The organism is Caballeronia sp. SL2Y3 (assembly GCF_022879575.1).
In the GTDB taxonomy this organism is placed as follows: domain Bacteria; phylum Pseudomonadota; class Gammaproteobacteria; order Burkholderiales; family Burkholderiaceae; genus Caballeronia.
Genome location: NZ_CP084261.1, coordinates 132,645 through 151,698 on the forward strand (window position 1 = coordinate 132,645; position 19,054 = coordinate 151,698).

Here is a 19,054-nt window from a genome sequence, read left to right on the forward strand (position 1 = left end):
CCGGGTTCAATGTTCCCGCGCCCTTTCGGGCGCGGTCACCTGCAAAACACTTGCGCTTAAGCCGCGAGCAGCGACCGCAGCACGAACGGCAGAATGCCGCCGTGCTTGTAGTAGTCCACTTCGATCGGCGTATCGATACGCAGCAGCACCGCCACGCGATCTTCCTTGCCGTCCTTGCGGTGAATCACCAGCGTCACTTCCTGCTGCGGCTTGAAATCGTCGCCGAGACCTTCGATGTCGTACGTCTCTTCGCCCGTGATGTTGAGCGACTGCACGCTGTCCGAGCCCTTGAACTGCAGCGGCAACACGCCCATGCCGACAAGGTTCGAACGATGGATCCGCTCGAAGCTGCGCGCCACCACGGCCTTCACGCCGAGCAGTTGCGTGCCCTTCGCCGCCCAGTCGCGCGACGAACCCGTGCCGTACTCCTCGCCCGCGAAGACGATGGTCGGCGTGCCTTCGTCGATGTACTTCATCGCGGCGTCGTAGATGGACAGCTGTTCGCCGCTCGGCTGGTGAATCGTCAGGCCGCCTTCCACGCGCGTGCCGTCCGCCTTCGGCGGGATCATCAGGTTCTTGATCCGCACGTTCGCGAACGTGCCGCGCATCATCACGTCGTGGTTGCCGCGGCGCGAGCCGTAGCTGTTGAAGTCGGCCTTCTGCACGCCGTTCGCCTTCAGCCACACGCCCGCCGGCGACGTTTCCTTGATCGAACCCGCCGGGCTGATGTGGTCGGTCGTCACCGAATCACCGAAGATGCCGAGCGCGCGTGCCTTCGTCACCGCCGGAATCGAATCGGCCGGCTTCATCGAGAAGTCATTGCCGAAGAAGGGCGGCTCCGCGATGTACGTCGACTTCGGCCAGTCATAGACCTGACCGGTTTCGCCCGCAATCTTGCTCCACAGATCGCCTTCCTTCGTGAGCTGCGAGTAGTTCTGGCGGAATGTATCCGCGTCCAGCGCGAACTTGAGCAGCGCGTGCACTTCTTCGCTCGTCGGCCAGATATCGCCCAGGAACACGTCGCGGCCATCCTTGCCTTGGCCGACCGGCTCGGTCATCAGGTCGCGCGTGATGTTGCCGGCGATCGCGTACGCGACGACCAGCGGCGGCGATGCCAGGAAGTTCGCGCGGATGTTCGGGTGAATGCGCGCCTCGAAGTTGCGGTTGCCCGACAGCACGGCCGCGGCGACGATATCGTTCTTCACGATCGCGTCGTTCAGTTCCGGCGTCAGGTCGCCCGCGTTGCCGATACACGTCGTGCAGCCGTAAGCGGCCAGCGTGAAGCCTAGCTGGTCGAGATACGGCAGCAGGTTCGTCTTCGTCAGATAGTCGGTGACGATGCGCGATCCCGGCGCAAGCGACGTCTTGATGTGCGGCGCAACAGTCAGGCCGGCTTCGACGGCCTTCTTCGCGAGCAGGCCGGCGGCGAGCAGCACGCTCGGGTTCGACGTGTTCGTGCACGAGGTGATGGCCGCGATCAGCACGTCGCCGTTCTTCACTTCGATGCCGTCTGCCGTCTTGTAGGTGGCTTGCAGGTCTTCCGGCTTCTTCGCGAAGCCGTTTTCGCCGACCGGCTTCGAGAACAGGTCGGTGAACGTGCTCTTCACGTTGCCGATCTCGATGCGGTCTTGCGGACGCTTCGGACCTGCGAGCGACGGCGCGACGGTCGACAGATCGAGCGTCAGCGTCTTCGTGTATTCGATGTCGCCGGCCTTCGGCACGCCCCAGAGGTTCTGCGCCTTAAAGTAGTTCTCGAATGCCGAGATCTCTTCGTCGGTGCGGCCCGTGCCTCGGAAGTAGTCGATGGTCTTTTCATCGACCGGGAAGAAGCCCATGGTCGCGCCGTATTCCGGCGCCATGTTGCCGATGGTCGCGCGGTCCGGCACCGCGATCGACGCCGTGCCTTCGCCGAAGAACTCGACGAACTTGCCGACGACCTTCTCCTTGCGCAGCATTTCAGTGATGGTCAGCACGAGGTCGGTGGCCGTGCAGCCTTCGCGCAGCTTGCCCTTCAGCTCGACGCCGACCACGTCCGGCGTCAGGAAGTACACCGGCTGGCCGAGCATGCCCGCTTCCGCTTCGATGCCGCCCACGCCCCAGCCCACGACGCCGATGCCGTTGATCATCGTCGTATGGCTGTCGGTGCCGACGAGCGTGTCCGGGTAATAGACGCCGTCCTTCTTGTGGACGCCGCGCGCGAGGTATTCGAGGTTCACCTGGTGCACGATGCCGACGCCCGGCGGCACGACCTTGAACGTGTCGAACGCCTGCATGCCCCACTTCATGAACTGGTAGCGCTCGTTGTTGCGCTGGAATTCCAGCTTCATGTTCAGGTCGAGCGCGTTCGGCTCACGGAAGTGATCGATCTGCACCGAGTGATCGACGACGAGATCCACCGGAACCAGCGGCTCGATCGCCTTCGGGTCCTTGCCGGTGCGCTTCGCCACGCCGCGCATCGCGGCGATGTCGGCGAGCAGCGGCACGCCGGTGAAGTCCTGCAGCACCACGCGCGCGACGACGAACGGAATTTCATCGACGCGGGCCGCGTTCGGCTTCCAGTTCGCGAGCTGCTTGATGTGCTCCTCGCTGATCTTCTTTTCGTCGTAGTTGCGCAGCACGGATTCGAGCACGAGACGAATCGAAACCGGCAGGCGCTGAATGTCGACGTTCAGTGCTTTTCCGAGTTGCGGCAGCGAGTAGTACTTGCCTTTGCCGGAGCCGCTGTCGAATTCCTTGAGCGTATTGTGGAGATTGTGGGCCATGGTTATTTTCCTAGGGCTAAACGAGGAAATAGCTTCGATGCAACGTTTCTGTATGACCGAGTCGATCGACTAAATCACGTACAGATCGACGTATTCATTGACCGGCATTGCTTCCAGCTTTGCCTGGTCCAGCGATACCGCGAGGATCGCCTGCTGTTGCCTGGTGGGAAAGCGCCGCGCGAGGTTCGTCTTGAACTTCTCGACGAGCAGCGGAATACCGTCCGCGCGGCGGCGCTTGTGTCCGATCGGATACTCGACCGCGATTTCATCGAGCTTCGTGCCGTCGTTGAACTCGACAGTCAGCGCATTCGCGATCGAACGCTTGTCCGGATCGAAATAATCCTTCGTGAATTGCGGGTCTTCCACGCATTCCATCTTCGCGCGCAAGGTGTCGATGCGCGGGTCTTTCGCCACGACATCTTCGTAATCGGCGGCGGTCAGCCGGCCGAAAATCAGCGGCACGGCGATCATGTACTGAATGCAGTGATCGCGGTCAGCCGGATTATCGAGCGGACCTTTCTTGTCGATGATGCGAATGGCCGCTTCGTGCGTGCGAATGGTGATCTTCGCGATGTCTTCGACGCCCTTGCCCGCATCCTTGAGCTTGTCGTGCAGCGTCATGGCCGCTTCGACCGCCGTTTGCGCATGGAACTCGGCCGGAAACGAAATCTTGAAGAGCACGTTTTCCATCACATACGAGCCATACGGACGCTGGAACTTGAACTCGTTGCCCTTGAAGAGGACATCGTAGAAGCCCCAGGTCTTGGCGGTCAGCACGGACGGATAGCCCATTTCGCCGGTCTTCGCGATCAACGCGAGACGCACGGCGCGCGAAGTCGCGTCGCCCGCCGCCCACGACTTGCGCGAGCCGGTGTTCGGCGCATGGCGGTACGTGCGGAGCGCATGGCCGTCCACGAAGGCGAGCGATACCGCGTTGATCAGTTCTTCGCGCGACAGGCCGATCATCTGCCCGACCACCGCCGTCGATGCGACCTTGACGAGCAGCACGTGATCGAGCCCGACCTTGTTGAACGAGTTTTCGAGCGCGATGCAGCCTTGAATCTCGTGCGCCTTGACCATCGCGATCAGGACGTCTTTCATCGCGAGCGGCTTCTTGCCGGTCGCGACGGCGTTGCGCGAGAGCCAGTCCGCGGTGGCGAGAATGCCGCCGAGGTTGTCCGACGGATGGCCCCATTCGGCGGCGAGCCACGTGTCGTTGAAATCGAGCCAGCGGATCATCGCGCCGATGTTGAACGCGGCCTGAACCGGGTCGAGCTGGAATTGGGTGCCCGGCACCTTCGCGCCGTTGGGGACGATCGTGCCGGGCACGATCGGTCCCATCAGCTTGGTGCAGGCGGGGTACGAGAGGGCTTCGAGTCCGCAACCGAGCGTGTCGATCAGGCAGTTGCGCGCGGTTTCCAGCGCAAGGGCGCTGTCGACGTCGTAATCGAGAACGTAGTCGACTATGTCGACGAGTACCTTGTCCGGTTCGGGCCGGACATTGGAGATCGGTGCGGACATCGAGGATTCCTGTATTGAATACTGATGTTGCTTATTCCGCCGGCTTGAGCATCAGCGGGTTCTGCTTCAACGCTTCCGCCTGCGTGGGCGCCGTGGCGCCGGCAGCCATCTCGGCCGTCACGCACTCGTCGGCAAGACGCGACGAGTCCTTGTCCGAAAACAGCATCGCCTTCGTCGGGATGACGACGAGGTCCATGCCGGTTGCGGCGTCGTGGAAGCGGTCTGCGCCGGTCGTCGTGTCCTGACGCGGCAGCTTGTAGTCCTTCTTGGCCCAGTTCACCGTGACGATCGTGTCACGCTTCATGTCGCCTTTCAGGTAGAAAGCCATGCCGTCCTTGCAGGACCACTTCACTGCGCCGTCGGGGATCGGGTCCGTCTTCGCTGCCGCAGCCGCTTCGGCCTTGGGCTTGCGCTTGATCAGTCGGCGTGCCGGAGCGGGGCGCTTGGCCTTGGCCGCGCTCGATTCGGTTGTCGCGGCGAAGGCGTCGGCACTCACGAACACGCTCGACGTGGCGAGCGTGCCGACGATTGCAGCGATCAGAAGTTTATTCATCGGTGAAACCTTTCAGAAACATTTGGGTTGAGTGGCGGTTGCTGCGCGGATGGGAATCGCCAGAACGCGAATTCCGATCGCGCAGCCCGCTATTTTCGCTTATTTATCGGCACGAACTTCAAATTCTCGGGCCCGGTGTAATTCGCGCTCGGCCGGATGATCTTGTTGTCGATACGCTGCTCGATGATGTGCGCGCTCCATCCCGACGTACGCGAGATGACGAAGAGCGGCGTGAACATCGCAGTGGGCACGCCCATCATGTGATACGACACGGCGCTGAACCAGTCGAGATTCGGGAACATCTTCTTGGCGTCCCACATGACGGTTTCGAGGCGTTCCGCGATATCGAAGAGCTTAGTGTTGCCCGCTTCTTTCGACAGCGACCTCGCCACTTCCTTGATGACCTTGTTGCGCGGATCGGAGATCGTATAAACCGGATGCCCGAAGCCGATCACGACCTCCTTGTTCTCGACGCGACGCTTGATGTCGGCTTCCGCTTCGTCGGGCGTTTCGTAGCGCGATTGGATTTCGAATGCGACTTCGTTCGCGCCGCCGTGCTTCGGGCCGCGCAGCGCGCCAATTGCGCCGGTAATCGCCGAATACATGTCCGAGCCCGTGCCTGCGATCACGCGACTCGTGAACGTCGAAGCGTTGAACTCGTGTTCGGCATACAGATTGAGCGATACGTGCATCGCCTGCACCGACGACTGCGACGGCTCCACGCCATGCAGCAGATGCAGAAAGTGCCCGCCGATGGAGTCGTCATCGGTTTCGACTTCGATGCGCTTGCCGTTGTGCGAGTAGTGATACCAGTAGAGCAGCATCGAGCCGAGCGAGGCCATCAGCTTGTCGGCGATATCTCTCGCGCCCGCGATGTTGTGATCCTCTTTCTCCGGCAGTATCGTGCCGAGTACGGAGACGCCGGTGCGCATCACGTCCATCGGATGCGCGGACGCGGGAATCCATTCGAGCGCGGCCTTCAGGTTCGCGGGAAGGCCACGCAGCGCCTTCAGCTTCGTCTTGTACGCCTTCAGTTCCGCGACGTTCGGCAGCTTGCCGTGCACGAGCAGATACGCGATCTCTTCGAACTCGGACGTGGTCGCCACATCCAGAATGTCGTAGCCGCGATAGTGCAGATCGTTGCCGGTCTTGCCGACCGTGCACAGCGCGGTATTGCCCGCTGTCACGCCCGACAGCGCGACGGATTTCTTCGGCTTGAAACCACCGGCTGCGGGTGCGTCGCTCGATACGGTGTCGCTCATTGCTTCAAGTCTCCTGTGAACGCCCGTCTCGCGGCGTCGTCTCTTTCGCTTGAAACGCGCGCCGGGCTTGCGCTCGCGCCGCGTGACCAAAGGCTCGTGTCAGCTTGCATCTAGTTGGCGCCGAAGAGCCGCGCGCATTCGTCGGGCAGCGCGTGTCCGGTCGACTTCGCCCGGCGCAGCACCGACCAGTAATAGCGATAACTCGCGCGGTCGTGCAGCGTGTCGCCGTGACGCGTCGGCCCCCATTGCGCGTGCTGCGCCGCGAGCAGAATGTCAGCGGCGAGCGTGATTTCGTCGGCGCGCGGCGAGAAAGCCTCGACAATCGGGCGAATCTGTTCCGGATGAATGCTCCACATGCGCGTGTAGCCGAACTCGTTGCGCGCGCGCGCGGCATCGTTCGCGACGACCGTCATGTCCCGCACTTCCGTCGACACGTTATGCGACGGCACCTTGCCATGCGCGTGACATGCGGCCGCAATTTCGAGCTTCGCGCGTCGCACGAGCGGATGATCGAACTGAGCGGGCGAGCGCATCGCGGAATCCGGAATCGCGCCGTTGTGCGCGGACACGAAGTCCATCAACCCGAAGCTCAGCGACTCGACGCCGGGCAGCGCGGCCAGCCGGAAGACATCCGCGAGCGCGCCATGCGTTTCGACCAGCACATGAGAGGCGATAGCCTTCGCGATATCCAACTCGCGCCGCGTGGCCTCGATGAACGCGACCATCTCCGCGGCATCCGAGACGCTGCGGATCTTCGGCAGCATCACATAGGCCGGCGCTTGCTTCGCCTGACGCAGGATGATGCGCACGTCGTCGCGCCACGCGCGATGCTGAAAGTCGTGAATGCGCACGCCGACGCGCCCGAAGCGGTCATCCTCGCCGCCGACGAACGACGCCACCATCTCCGCATGTTCGGCCTCGTGACCGACCTGCGCGCCGTCCTCGCAATCGAGCGTGATGTCGAACACCGGGCCGAGCTGCGCCTGCAACGCGAGCGACTTCCTGATCAGCTTCTCGCTGCCCGCGTAGTGATCGCAGGGCGGCAGAGCTGCCGGTTGCGGCTCGCCGTCAAACAGCACGTCGGCGGGAGTAAGAGCGGGCATTGTCGGCGTCGGGTCCGAAAAAAGTGTATTCGATGCTGCTCGTATGTCTGATTCGGCCGCGCTCGCAGCGGTACGCGAGGTACGCAAGCGCGGCCGGATCAGGCGCGAACCGCGAAGTCCGCGCTGAAGGGAAGCGCGTGCGCTTCCCCGTGCCGCCGTGCTTACTTGCCCAGCAGATGCGCGACGCCGTCGCGCTCTTCGAGCAGTTCGTTCAGCGTGTTGTCCATCTTCTCGCGCGAGAACGCGTCGATTTCCAGGCCTTCCACGCGCTTGTACTCGCCGTTTTCGCAGGTGACGGGCACGCCGTAGATGATGTCTTCCGGAATGCCGTACGAGCCGTCCGACGGAATGCCCATGGTGACCCACTTGCCGTTGGTGCCCAGCACCCAGTCGCGCACGTGGTCGATGGCCGCGTTAGCCGCCGATGCCGCCGACGACAGGCCGCGCGCCTCGATGATCGCCGCGCCGCGCTTGCCGACGGTCGGGATGAACGTGTTGCGGTTCCATTCGTCGTCGTTGATCAGCTTGGTCAGCGACTCGCCTTCGGCAGTCGCGAAGCGGAAGTCCGGGTACATGGTCGGCGAGTGGTTGCCCCACACAGCCAGCTTTTCGATGGAGGCGACCGGCTTGCCCGACTTGGCCGCCAGTTGCGACAGCGCGCGGTTGTGGTCCAGACGCAGCATGGCGGTGAAGTTCTTCTTCGGCAGGTCCGGCGCCGACTTCATGGCGATGTAGGCGTTCGTGTTCGCCGGGTTGCCGACGACCAGCACCTTCACGTCGCGGCTCGCGACTTCGTTCAGCGCCTTGCCCTGAACCGTGAAGATCTCGGCGTTGGCCGAGAGCAGGTCCTTGCGCTCCATGCCCTTCGAACGCGGACGCGCGCCGACGAGCAGCGCGATGTCGGCGTCCTTGAACGCGACCTTGGGATCGTCCGTGACGACCACGCCCGCGAGCAGCGGGAACGCGCAGTCTTCCAGTTCCATCACGACGCCCTTCACGGCGGCTTGCGCTTGCGGCAGATCGAGCAGCTGAAGAATCACGGGCTGGTCTTTGCCGAGCAGATCGCCGTTGGCGATGCGAAACAGCAGCGAGTAGCCGATTTGACCTGCGGCGCCGGTGACGGCAACGCGCTTTGCGGACTTAGCCATTGAAACTCTCCTGGACGGTGCGTGGAACGCTAGGGAAAAACGCCATTTTATGCGCGTTACGCAAAGCGTTGATGATGTCATGCCGGACATGCCGCCCGCGGATTGCTGAGAGCCTTCCGCCACGCGGGCCGCGCGCCGTATGACTGCGCTTTCCCGCATGGTTGCGTGGCGGCATGACCGTCATGCCATGAATCCTTCTATGAGCGGAAAGTGCGGGACTGCGCGAGGAGGCGCATTTTCGCTAGAGTCTGACGGCAAGCGCCCATTCGAGACGGCGCTGGACGTTGCGAGGCGGTAGACAGGCAGCGGCGCGCGAATCGTGTGGCCGATCGGCGTAAGGCGAAGCGAAAGGGCGTGCCTGGCGGTTGGTGGCGTGGACCGGCGCGCGCCCGACACTGGCGATTCCGGCGATAACCGCTGGAAAAACCGCGCCGAACGAACGTTTCCGAAAACCCTGCGACGACCCGCAAACCCTTGCTCGACAAGGAGTGTAGGATTGCCCGCAGGCAAAGTCAACACTATCTTATGTCTTATATAAGACATCGAACCTCGCGCGAAAATGTGGACGTGCGACAGGGCTTTGTGTTGAAATGCGCGGCATGAATTCGAACGCGCCAAACTCGGCGGGCACGCCCCCACAGAACGGCAGCGCACAGGCGGGCGAGCCCGCGGGCGCGCCGTCGCCGACGTTTAGCCCGCTGTATCAGCAAATCAAGGCGCTCATCACGCAGGGCCTCGAATCCGGCGAATGGAAGCCGGGCGAGATCATCCCGAGCGAGGTCGAGCTCGCGGCCCGCTACAAGGTGAGCCAGGGCACCGTGCGCAAGGCCATCGACGAACTGGCCGCCGACAACCTGCTCGTGCGCCGTCAGGGCAAAGGCACGTTCGTTGCGACGCACAGCGAAGATCGCGTGCAATTCCGCTTCCTGCGCCTTCTGCCCGACGATGGCGACATTCATCCCCATGTCAGCCGCCTGCTCGAATGCCGACGCCTGCGCGCGCCCGCCGAAATTGCGCGCCAGCTCGATCTCAAGCCCGCCGATCCCGTCGTTCTTATCAAGCGTCTGTTGCAATTCGATGGCGTCACCACGGTCTTCGACGAGATCTGGTTGCCGGGCGCCGTATTCCGCGGGCTGACGGCGGAGCGCCTCGCCGACTACAAAGGCCCGCTCTACGCGATGTTCGAAACCGAGTTCGGCACGCGCATGATTCGCGCGTCGGAGAAGATTCGGGCGGTCGCGGCGGAAGAGCCGGTCGCGCAATTGCTGGGGGTGCAGCCGGGCTATCCGCTGTTGTCGGTCGAACGTATTTCGTACACCTACGGCGATCGTCCGGTGGAAGTGCGGCGCGGCTGGTACGTGACGAGCGGCTATTACTATCAGAACGACCTGAGTTGAGCGCGCGGGCTTGGGTCGAGCGGTCCGCCTGGTTGAAAGCCGCCCGGCAAGGGCATTCGAGGGCGCTATTTTCGCGTGGGCGGCAACAGTCTCTTCGGCCGCTTTTCGCTGCGGTGCGGAATGAAAAGGCGCTAAAATCGCGGGTTAGTGTAATAACAAGTTGGGGTCTAGCATGGCTGAAGCCGTAAAAAAACCAAGGCCCGAGTACCGGAACATCGGGCTTGGACAGATCGCGAAGTATCGCTTGCCGTGGGCGGGCAAGGTGTCCATTCTGCATCGCATCAGCGGTCTGTTGCTCTTCATCGCGCTGCCCTTTCTCTTGTATCTGCTCGACCAGAGCCTCACGTCCGAGATCAGCTTCGACGCATTCAAGGGCTTTCTCGCGCACCCCATCGTCAAGATCATCACGCTCGTGCTGTCGTGGGCGTATCTGCATCACTTCTGCGCGGGTATCCGCTTTCTCGTGCTCGACATGCACGTGGCCGTCAACAAGGAAGGCGGACGGCAGACCGCCATCGCGGTGCTGGTCGTGTCGCTCGTGCTGACGCTTGCCGTCGCGCTGAAACTTTTCGGAGCCTTCTAACATGGGAACGCAAAACCGGGTCGGCCCGAAGCGCCTCGTCGTGGGCGCGCATTACGGCACAGGCGAATGGCTCGCGCAACGCGTGACCGCCGTCGCCGTGGCGGTGTACACGCTCTTGCTGCTCGTGCTCTTTTTCGGCGCGCATAACTTCTCCTACGAAGGCTGGGCCGGCATCTTCGCGATGCAGTGGATGAAGCTCGCCACCTTCGTCGCCTTGCTCTCGCTCTTCTATCACGCGTGGGTCGGCATGCGCGACATCTGGATGGATTACGTGAAGCCCGTCGGATTGCGCCTGGGCCTGCTGGTGCTCACCGTCCTGTGGCTGCTCGGATGCGCCGGCTACGCTGCACAGATTCTCTGGAGAGTTTAAAGAACATGGCTGCAATCAAGACTTCCTTGCCGCGTCGGCGCTTCGACGTGGTGATCGTGGGCGCGGGCGGCTCGGGCATGCGCGCGTCGCTGCAGCTCGCGCGCGCGGGCCTGTCCGTCGCGGTGCTCTCCAAGGTGTTTCCGACGCGCTCGCATACGGTGGCCGCACAGGGCGGCATCGGCGCATCGCTCGGCAACATGAGCGAGGACAACTGGCACTACCACTTCTACGACACGATCAAGGGCTCCGACTGGCTCGGCGATCAGGACGCGATCGAGTTCATGTGCCGCGAAGCGCCCAATGCCGTGTACGAGCTGGAACACATGGGCATGCCGTTCGACCGCAATCCGGACGGCACCATCTATCAGCGCCCGTTCGGCGGCCATACCGCGAACTACGGCGAGAAGCCGGTGCAACGCGCGTGCGCGGCGGCTGACCGCACGGGTCACGCGTTGCTGCACACGCTGTATCAGCAGAACGTCGCGGCCAAGACGCACTTCTTCGTCGAGTGGATGGCGCTGGACCTGATCCGCGACGCCGACGGCGACGTGCTCGGCGTGACCGCGCTCGAAATGGAAACGGGCGACGTCTACATCCTCGAAGGCAAGACGACGCTGTTCGCCACGGGCGGCGCGGGTCGCATCTTCGCGGCATCGACCAATGCGTTCATCAATACGGGCGATGGTCTCGGCATGGCCGCGCGCTCGGGCATCGCGCTGCAGGACATGGAGTTCTGGCAGTTCCACCCGACGGGCGTCGCGGGCGCCGGCGTGCTGATCACCGAAGGCGTGCGCGGTGAAGGCGGCATCTTGCGTAACGCGAACGGCGACCGCTTCATGGAACGCTACGCGCCGACGCTCAAGGACCTCGCGCCGCGCGACTTCGTTTCGCGCTCGATGGACCAGGAGATCAAGGAAGGACGCGGCGTCGGCCCGAACAAGGACCATGTGCTGCTGGACCTGTCGCACATCGGCGCCGAGACGATCATGAAGCGTCTGCCGTCGATTCGCGAGATCGCGCTGAAGTTCGCCAACGTCGACTGCATCAAGGAGCCGATTCCGGTGGTGCCCACCATCCACTATCAGATGGGCGGGATTCCGACAAACATGCACGGGCAAGTGGTCGGCACGGCGAAGGGCTACGACGATCCGGTTAACGGCTTCTATGCAGTGGGCGAATGCTCGTGCGTCTCCGTGCACGGCGCGAACCGTCTGGGTACGAACTCGCTGCTGGACCTCGTGGTGTTCGGCCGCGCGGCGGGCAATCACATCATCAAGCACGCGACCGAGATGAAGGAGCACAAGCCGCTGCCGACCGATGCCGCCGACTTCGCGATGGAACGGCTCGCGGTGCTGGAAAAGTCGACCTCGGGCGAATACACGCAGCACATCGCCAACGACATTCGCGCGACGATGCAATCGCACGCGGGCGTGTTCCGCACTTCGAAGCTCTTGGAAGAGGGCGTCGGCAAGATCGCGGAGTTGGCCGAGCGCGTGAAGCACGTGCATCTGAAGGACAAGTCGAAGGTGTTCAACACCGCGAAGGTCGAGGCGCTGGAACTGGCGAACTTGATCGAAGTGGCGCGCGCGACGATGGTCTCGGCCGAGGCGCGCAAGGAAAGCCGTGGCGCGCATGCGCATAGCGACTACGAGCATCGCGATGACGAGAACTGGATGCGTCATACGCTGTGGTTCAGCGAAGGCAATCGCCTCGACTACAAGCCGGTGCAGATGAAGCCGCTGACGGTCGAATCGGTGCCGCCGAAGGCGCGTACCTTCTAAGGCAAGGGCAAGGATATCCAAATGGCAAAGAGAATTTTTGAGGTCTACCGGTACGATCCGGACAAGGACGCCGCGCCGCGCATGCAGAGCTACGAGCTAGATCTGACGCATGAACGCATGCTGCTCGACGCGCTGGTGAAGCTGAAGGAGCTCGATGAAACGCTGTCGTTCCGTCGCTCGTGCCGCGAAGGCGTGTGCGGCTCGGACGCGATGAACATCAACGGCAAGAACGGTCTCGCGTGTCTCACGAACCTGAACGATCTGCCGCAGCGCATCGTGCTGCGTCCGCTGCCGGGGCTGCCGGTGGTGCGCGATCTGATCTGCGATTTCACGCAGTTCTTCAATCAGTATCACTCGATCAAGCCGTACCTGATCAACGACACGCCGCCGCCGGAGAAGGAGCGTTTGCAGTCGCCGGTGGAGCGCGACGAACTCGATGGGCTGTATGAGTGCATTCTGTGCGCGAGTTGCTCGACGTCGTGCCCGAGCTTCTGGTGGAACCCGGACAAGTTCGTGGGTCCGGCGGGCTTGCTGCAGGCGTATCGCTTCATCGCCGATAGCCGCGATCAGGCCACCGGCGAGCGGCTCGATAATCTGGAAGACCCGTATCGCCTGTTCCGCTGCCACACGATCATGAACTGCGTCGACGTGTGCCCGAAGGGACTCAACCCGACGAAGGCCATCGGCAAGATCAGGGAAATGCTGGTGCGGCGGGCGGTTTGACAAAGGATGATGACATGGTCGACAAGCAAGACGACTCGCATCAGTCCGACCCTCTTCGCCGTGCGCGTCTTCGCTGGCGCGCGCGGCGCGGCTTGCTGGAAAACGATCTGATCTTCGAGCGTTTTTTCAGCCGATATGAGCATGACCTCAGCGACGCCGACGTGGCCGCATTGACCCGCCTGCTGGAGCTGAGCGACAACGAATTGATGGACCTGCTGCTCGCGCGCACCGAACCGGAAGGCGATCTCGCCACGCCGGACGTGATGCGCCTGCTGCAGTGGCTGCGTTCGGTGTGATTTCGGCAGAGATCCCGGGAGTTTTGCACAATACGCGCAGCAACCGGGCCGAAACACGAAGCGACGACCAGCCTGAGCACTCGCGGCTACCCTGAAGCGTTGCCGCGCAGCTTCCGTCGTGCAAATTATCGAAAACCTGTATCCATACTTCGATTGAGGATGTGCTATGACCCCGTCAGATGTTAAAGCCACGCTATCGTTCAGCGACAACTCGCCGAGCGTCGAAATGCCGATCTACAAGGGCACGATGGGCCCGGACGTGATCGACATCCGCAAGTTGTACGGGCAGACCGGCAAGTTCACGTATGACCCGGGCTTCATGTCGACGGCGGCGTGTAATTCCGCGATCACGTATATCGACGGCGACAAGGGCGAGCTGCTGTATCGCGGCTACCCGATCGAGCAACTGGCCGTGAACGCCGACTTCCTCGAAACCTGCTATCTGCTGCTGAAGGGCGAACTGCCGAACGCGGCGCAGAACAAGGAATTCGTCGATACGGTGACGCGTCACACGATGGTGCATGAGCAGATGCACTTCTTCTTCCGCGGCTTCCGTCGCGACGCGCACCCGATGGCCGTGCTGACCGCGGCAGTCGGCGCGCTGTCGGCGTTCTATCACGATTCGCTCAACATCAACGACCCGCGTCACCGCGAAGTCTCCGCGATCCGCATGATCGCGAAGCTGCCGACGCTCGTCGCGATGGCGTACAAGTTCAGCATCGGCCAGCCGTTCGTGTATCCGCGCAACGAGCTGTCGTACAGCGCGAACTTCATGCACATGATGTTCTCGAACCCGTGCGAAGAGTACAAGGTCAACGACGTGCTGGTGCGCGCGCTCGACCGCATCCTGATTCTGCACGCGGATCACGAGCAGAACGCGTCGACGTCCACCGTGCGTCTCGCGGGTTCGTCGGGCGCGAATCCGTTCGCATGTATCGCGGCCGGTATCGCGTGTCTGTGGGGCCCGGCGCACGGCGGCGCGAACGAAGCCGCGCTCAATATGCTGGAAGAGATCGGCTCGGTCGAGAACATTCCCGAATTCATCAAGCAGGTGAAGGACAAGAATTCGGGCGTGAAGCTGATGGGCTTTGGCCACCGCGTCTACAAGAACTACGATCCGCGCGCCAAGCTGATGCGCGAAACCTGCCACGAAGTGCTGAACGAGCTCGGCCTGCACGACGACCCGCTCTTCAAGCTCGCGATGGAACTGGAAAAGATCGCGCTGGAAGACGAATACTTCGTGTCGCGCAAGCTGTACCCGAACGTCGATTTCTACTCGGGTATCGTGCAGCGCGCGCTCGGCATTCCGACGTCGATGTTCACCTGCATCTTCGCAATGGCGCGTACCGTCGGCTGGATCGCGCAGTGGAACGAGATGATTGCGGATCCCGAGCAGAAGATCGGCCGTCCGCGTCAGTTGTTCGTCGGGCATACGCCGCGTGAAGCGAAGCCGCTCGATCAGCGGTAAGCCGATTCACGGTTGAGGTAGATTGAAGGCCCCGGCGGGCGACTGCCGGGGCCTTTTTGCGTTGTGGATGACAGGATCAACGGGGATACTGATATGCGAACGACTATCGCGATTGATCGTAACCTACTGGCTAGAGTTCAGGCTTACACCGGTCTGACCGACGAATCCGCAATTGTTCACGAGGCACTGAAGGCGCTCGTGCAACGCGAAGCAGCGCGGCGGCTTGCGAGCCTCGGCGGCAGTCAGCCGGACGTTGAAGGCGCTCGCCGTGGTCCGCCGGAAGGACATGAAGATCTGGACGCGCGATAAGCGCTTGCACAAAGTCGCCCAAGAGCTTGGAGTCGGTGCGGTGCTCCAGCATTGAAGGCAAGAAAACGTTAGGCTGGTAGTACCCATCCAGGTACTGATACCACCACCATAACCCCATGTTTTCAATAGCTTTTTTGCCTTAGCCTAGTACCCACGCGGCGCGCGGAGGTGGCATAATCGTCCAACAAGCTGCCGACGAAGCGAAGCAGCGTCACCCCGCAGTCATCTGAGAAGCGCTCACCATGTCCCAGACTCTCTACGACAAGTTGTGGAACTCGCACGTCATCCACACGGAAGAGGACGGCACCTCGATCCTCTATATCGACCGTCATCTGCTGCATGAAGTGACGAGCCCGCAAGCCTTCGAAGGGCTGAAGCTGCATCAGCGTCCCGTCTGGCGCATCAGCGCGAATCTGGCCGTGTCCGATCACAACGTGCCGACCACCGACCGCTCGCAAGGCATCGCCGATCCGGTGTCGAAGCTGCAAGTCGACACGCTCGACGCCAATTGCGACGAGTTCGGCATCACGCAGTTCAAGATGAACGACCTGCGTCAGGGCATCGTGCATATCATCGGGCCGGAGCAGGGCGCGACGCTGCCGGGCATGACCATCGTCTGCGGCGACTCGCACACGTCCACGCACGGCGCATTCGGCGCGCTCGCGCACGGCATCGGCACATCGGAAGTGGAGCACGTGCTCGCCACGCAAACGCTCCTGCAAAAGAAGAGCAAGAACATGCTCGTCAAGGTGGAAGGTCCGCTGCCGCGCGGCTGCACGGGCAAGGACATCGCGCTCGCGGTCATCGGCAAGATCGGCACGGCGGGCGGCACGGGCTACGCCATCGAGTTCGGCGGCTCCACCATTCGCGCGCTCAGCATGGAAGGCCGCATGACGGTCTGCAACATGGCGATCGAAGCGGGCGCGCGCGCGGGCATGGTCGCTGTCGACGATACGACCATCAACTATCTGAAGGATCGTCCGTATTCGCCGCAGGGCGTCGAGTGGAATCAGGCAGTCGAGTACTGGCGCACGCTGAAGTCGGACCCGGACGCGCATTTCGATCGCGTCGTGGAAATCAATGCCGCCGAGATCGTGCCGCAAGTCACGTGGGGCACGTCGCCGGAAATGGTGACGTCCATCGACGGTCGCGTGCCCGATCCCGAGCGCGAAAAAGACCCGGTCAAGCGCGATGCCATGGAGCGCGCGCTGCACTACATGGCGCTGCAGCCGAATACGCCGATCGAATCGATCAAGCCGGACAAGATTTTCATCGGCTCGTGCACGAACGCGCGCATCGAAGACCTGCGCGCCGCCGCGTACGTGGTGAAGTCGCTCGGCAAGCGCGTGGCGTCGAACATCCGCACGGCGATGGTCGTGCCGGGCTCCGGTCTCGTGAAGGCCCAGGCCGAGCGCGAAGGGCTCGACAAGATCTTCACCAACGCCGGTTTCGAGTGGCGCGAGCCGGGCTGCTCCATGTGCCTCGCGATGAACGCGGACCGTCTGGAGCCGGGCGAACGCTGCGCATCGACGTCGAACCGCAACTTCGAAGGGCGTCAGGGCGCGGGCGGCCGCACGCACCTCGTCAGCCCGGCGATGGCCGCCGCGGCGGCAATCGAAGGCCACTTCGTCGACGTGCGCAAGCTCGCGTAACCCAACGGGACACAGAGACAGATCATGGAAAAATTCACCGTGCATAGCGGCCTCGTGGCGCCGCTGGACCGCGAGAACGTCGACACCGACGCGATCATCCCGAAGCAGTTTCTGAAGTCGATCAAGCGCACCGGTTTCGGCCCGAACGCGTTCGACGAATGGCGCTATCTGGACGTCGGCCAGCCTGGGCAGGACAACAGCAAGCGTCCGCTGAATCCGGACTTCGTGCTGAACCAGCCGCGCTATCAGGGCGCGTCGATTCTGCTCACGCGCAAGAACTTCGGCTGCGGCAGTTCGCGCGAGCATGCGCCGTGGGCGCTGGAACAGTACGGCTTTCGCGCGATCATCGCGCCGAGTTTCGCGGACATTTTCTATAACAACTGCTTCAAGAACGGCTTGCTGCCGGTCGTGCTGTCGGAGCAACAGGTCGACAAGCTCTTCAACGAGACGTACGCGTTCGTCGGCTTCAAGCTGACCATCGATCTCGAAGCGCAAGTCGTGCGCACCGGCGACGGCACCGAGTACGCGTTCGACGTGCCCGGTTTTCGCAAGTATTGCCTGCTGAACGGTTTCGACGACATCGGTCTCACGCTGCGCCACGCGGACAAGATAAAGCAGTTCGAAGCCGAGCGGCTCGCGAAGCAGCCGTGGCTCAACAATCGGCTCGTCGGATAAACGAAACACGCACACGTAGAAGGAAGCCACATGAAGATTGCAGTGCTCCCCGGCGACGGGATCGGTCCGGAAATCACGGCCGAAGCGGTCAAGGTGCTGAACGCGCTCGGCGAAAAGTTCGAGCTGGAGGAAGCGCCCGTCGGCGGCGCGGGTTACGAGGCGAAGGGGCATCCGCTGCCCGACGAGACGCTCGCGCTCGCGAAAGAGGCCGACGCGATTCTCTTCGGCGCGGTCGGCGACTGGAAGTACGACTCGCTCGAGCGCGCGCTGCGCCCGGAGCAAGCGATTCTCGGCCTGCGCAAGCATTTGCAGCTCTTCGCGAACTTCCGTCCGGCAATCTGCTATCCGCAACTGACGGCCGCTTCGTCGCTGAAGGCGGAAATCGTGTCGGGGCTCGACATCCTGATCGTGCGCGAACTGAATGGCGACATCTACTTCGGCCAGCCGCGCGGCGTGCGGCAAGCGCCGGACGGCCCGTTCGAAGGCGCGCGCGAAGGTTTCGACACCATGCGCTATTCGGAGCCGGAAGTGCGCCGTATCGCGCACGTCGCGTTTCAGGCCGCGCAAAAGCGCCAGAAGAAACTGACGAGCGTCGACAAGGCCAACGTGCTGGAAACGTCGCAACTGTGGCGCGACACGATGATCGACGTCGCCAAGGAATACGCGGACGTCGAGCTGTCGCACATGTATGTCGACAACGCGGCGATGCAGCTCGTCAAGGCGCCGAAGGCATTCGACGTCGTCGTGACCGGCAACATGTTCGGCGACATTCTGTCCGACGAAGCCGCGATGCTGACCGGCTCCATCGGCATGTTGCCGTCGGCGTCGCTCGACAAGAACAACAAGGGCCTGTACGAGCCGTCGCACGGTTCCGCGCCGGATATCGCGGGCAAGGGCGTGGCCAATCCGCTCGCGACCATTCTTTCGGCCGCGATGATGCTGCGTTATTCGCTCGGCAAGACGGAGCAGGCGGATCGCATCGAGAACGCGGTGAAAAAGGTGCTCGAGCAGGGCTACCGCACGGGCGATATCGCGACGCAGGACGGCCGGACCGTCGGCACGAAAGAGATGGGCGACGCCGTACTCGCGGCGCTGTAGTACTGATCTCGGGATCGCCCGAGTCGGTACAGTTGACGCGCAATTCGCGGCGATTTCACCGGAAAGACGGTACTTCCGACGAAAACGCCGCGTTTCGTGTATATTCTTTGGTCATGGCGAAGAACTCTCAATTCTCTACGGATTGCATCGGCCGCGGCATCGACGCTCGCGCGACCGGCTTCGCCCTCGTCACGCGCATCGACGGCATCGCCAGCATTGGCGCTATCGGCGCTATCGGCGCTATCGGCACGTCCAAAACGCGCATTACGAAAGTCTCCATCAAAGCGATCACGATTCGCTGATCGTCCCTCGTGTCCGAGCGTCTTCCCCGCGCGGCCACGCCGGGTAAGGAT

At 62.6% G+C, this 19,054-nt stretch carries 18 protein-coding genes; 12 read left to right on the forward strand and 6 right to left on the reverse strand.

The features are described from left to right. Positions 1-56: 56 nt before the first annotated feature. The 6 genes from acnA to LDZ26_RS14010 all read right to left on the reverse strand — a co-directional run bounded on the left by acnA (position 57) and on the right by LDZ26_RS14010 (position 8,349). Complete coding sequence (gene acnA / locus LDZ26_RS13985; protein WP_175940898.1) at positions 57-2,762, reverse strand: aconitate hydratase AcnA; 2,706 nt, start codon at positions 2,760-2,762, stop codon at positions 57-59. Between the two features lie 69 nt (positions 2,763-2,831). After that, on the reverse strand, positions 2,832-4,283 hold the full coding sequence (locus tag LDZ26_RS13990; RefSeq protein ID WP_244849774.1) for a bifunctional 2-methylcitrate dehydratase/aconitate hydratase: 1,452 nt from the start codon (positions 4,281-4,283) through the stop codon (positions 2,832-2,834). A 31-nt stretch (positions 4,284-4,314) separates the two neighbouring features. After that, positions 4,315-4,836, reverse strand: a complete 522-nt coding sequence (locus LDZ26_RS13995) for a hypothetical protein (protein WP_244849775.1) — start codon at positions 4,834-4,836, stop codon at positions 4,315-4,317. A gap of 89 nt (positions 4,837-4,925) precedes the next feature. Then, the gene (prpC, locus tag LDZ26_RS14000) at positions 4,926-6,098 is read right to left on the reverse strand and encodes a 2-methylcitrate synthase (protein WP_244849776.1); all 1,173 of its coding nucleotides are present in this window, start codon (positions 6,096-6,098) and stop codon (positions 4,926-4,928) included. A 110-nt stretch (positions 6,099-6,208) separates the two neighbouring features. After that, positions 6,209-7,201 (reverse strand): CoA ester lyase, encoded by a 993-nt coding sequence (locus tag LDZ26_RS14005; RefSeq protein WP_244849777.1) that lies wholly within the window; start codon positions 7,199-7,201, stop codon positions 6,209-6,211. A gap of 161 nt (positions 7,202-7,362) precedes the next feature. Beyond that, entirely contained in the window at positions 7,363-8,349 is a 987-nt protein-coding gene (locus LDZ26_RS14010; RefSeq protein WP_244849778.1) for a malate dehydrogenase, read from the reverse strand. A 590-nt stretch (positions 8,350-8,939) separates the two neighbouring features. Between LDZ26_RS14010 and LDZ26_RS14015 the strand changes: the two genes are divergently transcribed. From LDZ26_RS14015 to LDZ26_RS14070, 12 genes are all read left to right on the forward strand, one after another. After that, complete coding sequence (locus LDZ26_RS14015) at positions 8,940-9,746, forward strand: GntR family transcriptional regulator (protein ID WP_244849779.1); 807 nt, start codon at positions 8,940-8,942, stop codon at positions 9,744-9,746. 172 nt (positions 9,747-9,918) lie between these two features. Then, a complete protein-coding gene (sdhC, locus tag LDZ26_RS14020) occupies positions 9,919-10,329 on the forward strand; it encodes a succinate dehydrogenase, cytochrome b556 subunit (protein ID WP_175940906.1) in 411 nt (136 codons plus the stop codon). A gap of 1 nt (position 10,330) precedes the next feature. After that, complete coding sequence (sdhD, locus tag LDZ26_RS14025) at positions 10,331-10,699, forward strand: succinate dehydrogenase, hydrophobic membrane anchor protein (RefSeq protein ID WP_244849780.1); 369 nt, start codon at positions 10,331-10,333, stop codon at positions 10,697-10,699. A 5-nt stretch (positions 10,700-10,704) separates the two neighbouring features. Further along, a complete protein-coding gene (sdhA, locus tag LDZ26_RS14030) occupies positions 10,705-12,480 on the forward strand; it encodes a succinate dehydrogenase flavoprotein subunit (RefSeq protein ID WP_244849782.1) in 1,776 nt (591 codons plus the stop codon). Positions 12,481-12,501: 21 nt separating this feature from the next. Further along, positions 12,502-13,203, forward strand: a complete 702-nt coding sequence (locus LDZ26_RS14035) for a succinate dehydrogenase iron-sulfur subunit (protein ID WP_244849783.1) — start codon at positions 12,502-12,504, stop codon at positions 13,201-13,203. Between the two features lie 14 nt (positions 13,204-13,217). Further along, complete coding sequence (locus tag LDZ26_RS14040) at positions 13,218-13,499, forward strand: succinate dehydrogenase assembly factor 2 (RefSeq protein ID WP_175940910.1); 282 nt, start codon at positions 13,218-13,220, stop codon at positions 13,497-13,499. Between the two features lie 166 nt (positions 13,500-13,665). Beyond that, a complete protein-coding gene (gene gltA, locus LDZ26_RS14045; RefSeq protein ID WP_244849784.1) occupies positions 13,666-14,967 on the forward strand; it encodes a citrate synthase in 1,302 nt (433 codons plus the stop codon). 93 nt (positions 14,968-15,060) lie between these two features. After that, on the forward strand, positions 15,061-15,276 hold the full coding sequence (locus LDZ26_RS14050; protein ID WP_244849785.1) for a type II toxin-antitoxin system VapB family antitoxin: 216 nt from the start codon (positions 15,061-15,063) through the stop codon (positions 15,274-15,276). 242 nt (positions 15,277-15,518) lie between these two features. Further along, the gene (leuC, locus tag LDZ26_RS14055) at positions 15,519-16,928 is read left to right on the forward strand and encodes a 3-isopropylmalate dehydratase large subunit (protein WP_175940912.1); all 1,410 of its coding nucleotides are present in this window, start codon (positions 15,519-15,521) and stop codon (positions 16,926-16,928) included. 24 nt (positions 16,929-16,952) lie between these two features. After that, positions 16,953-17,603, forward strand: a complete 651-nt coding sequence (gene leuD / locus LDZ26_RS14060; RefSeq protein WP_175940913.1) for a 3-isopropylmalate dehydratase small subunit — start codon at positions 16,953-16,955, stop codon at positions 17,601-17,603. Positions 17,604-17,633: 30 nt separating this feature from the next. Next, positions 17,634-18,701, forward strand: a complete 1,068-nt coding sequence (gene leuB, locus LDZ26_RS14065; protein ID WP_175940914.1) for a 3-isopropylmalate dehydrogenase — start codon at positions 17,634-17,636, stop codon at positions 18,699-18,701. A gap of 32 nt (positions 18,702-18,733) precedes the next feature. After that, positions 18,734-19,003 (forward strand): hypothetical protein, encoded by a 270-nt coding sequence (locus LDZ26_RS14070; protein WP_244849786.1) that lies wholly within the window; start codon positions 18,734-18,736, stop codon positions 19,001-19,003. The last annotated feature ends 51 nt before the right edge of the window (positions 19,004-19,054 follow it).

Excerpts from the sequence above, each read along its gene's own strand:
- leuD (WP_175940913.1), top strand. The coding sequence starts at position 16,953 with ATGGAAAAATTCACCGTGCATAGCGGCCTCGTGGCGCCGCTGGACCGC.
- leuC (WP_175940912.1), top strand. The coding sequence starts at position 15,519 with ATGTCCCAGACTCTCTACGACAAGTTGTGGAACTCGCACGTCATCCAC.
- LDZ26_RS14010 (WP_244849778.1), bottom strand. The coding sequence starts at position 8,349 with ATGGCTAAGTCCGCAAAGCGCGTTGCCGTCACCGGCGCCGCAGGTCAA.
- acnA (WP_175940898.1), bottom strand. The coding sequence starts at position 2,762 with ATGGCCCACAATCTCCACAATACGCTCAAGGAATTCGACAGCGGCTCC.
- LDZ26_RS14015 (WP_244849779.1), top strand. The coding sequence starts at position 8,940 with ATGCGCGGCATGAATTCGAACGCGCCAAACTCGGCGGGCACGCCCCCA.
- sdhD (WP_244849780.1), top strand. The coding sequence starts at position 10,331 with ATGGGAACGCAAAACCGGGTCGGCCCGAAGCGCCTCGTCGTGGGCGCG.
- LDZ26_RS13990 (WP_244849774.1), bottom strand. The coding sequence starts at position 4,283 with ATGTCCGCACCGATCTCCAATGTCCGGCCCGAACCGGACAAGGTACTC.
- gltA (WP_244849784.1), top strand. The coding sequence starts at position 13,666 with ATGACCCCGTCAGATGTTAAAGCCACGCTATCGTTCAGCGACAACTCG.
- sdhC (WP_175940906.1), top strand. The coding sequence starts at position 9,919 with ATGGCTGAAGCCGTAAAAAAACCAAGGCCCGAGTACCGGAACATCGGG.
- LDZ26_RS14005 (WP_244849777.1), bottom strand. The coding sequence starts at position 7,201 with ATGCCCGCTCTTACTCCCGCCGACGTGCTGTTTGACGGCGAGCCGCAA.
- leuB (WP_175940914.1), top strand. The coding sequence starts at position 17,634 with ATGAAGATTGCAGTGCTCCCCGGCGACGGGATCGGTCCGGAAATCACG.
- prpC (WP_244849776.1), bottom strand. The coding sequence starts at position 6,098 with ATGAGCGACACCGTATCGAGCGACGCACCCGCAGCCGGTGGTTTCAAG.
- LDZ26_RS14050 (WP_244849785.1), top strand. The coding sequence starts at position 15,061 with ATGCGAACGACTATCGCGATTGATCGTAACCTACTGGCTAGAGTTCAG.
- sdhA (WP_244849782.1), top strand. The coding sequence starts at position 10,705 with ATGGCTGCAATCAAGACTTCCTTGCCGCGTCGGCGCTTCGACGTGGTG.
- LDZ26_RS13995 (WP_244849775.1), bottom strand. The coding sequence starts at position 4,836 with ATGAATAAACTTCTGATCGCTGCAATCGTCGGCACGCTCGCCACGTCG.
- LDZ26_RS14040 (WP_175940910.1), top strand. The coding sequence starts at position 13,218 with ATGGTCGACAAGCAAGACGACTCGCATCAGTCCGACCCTCTTCGCCGT.
- LDZ26_RS14035 (WP_244849783.1), top strand. The coding sequence starts at position 12,502 with ATGGCAAAGAGAATTTTTGAGGTCTACCGGTACGATCCGGACAAGGAC.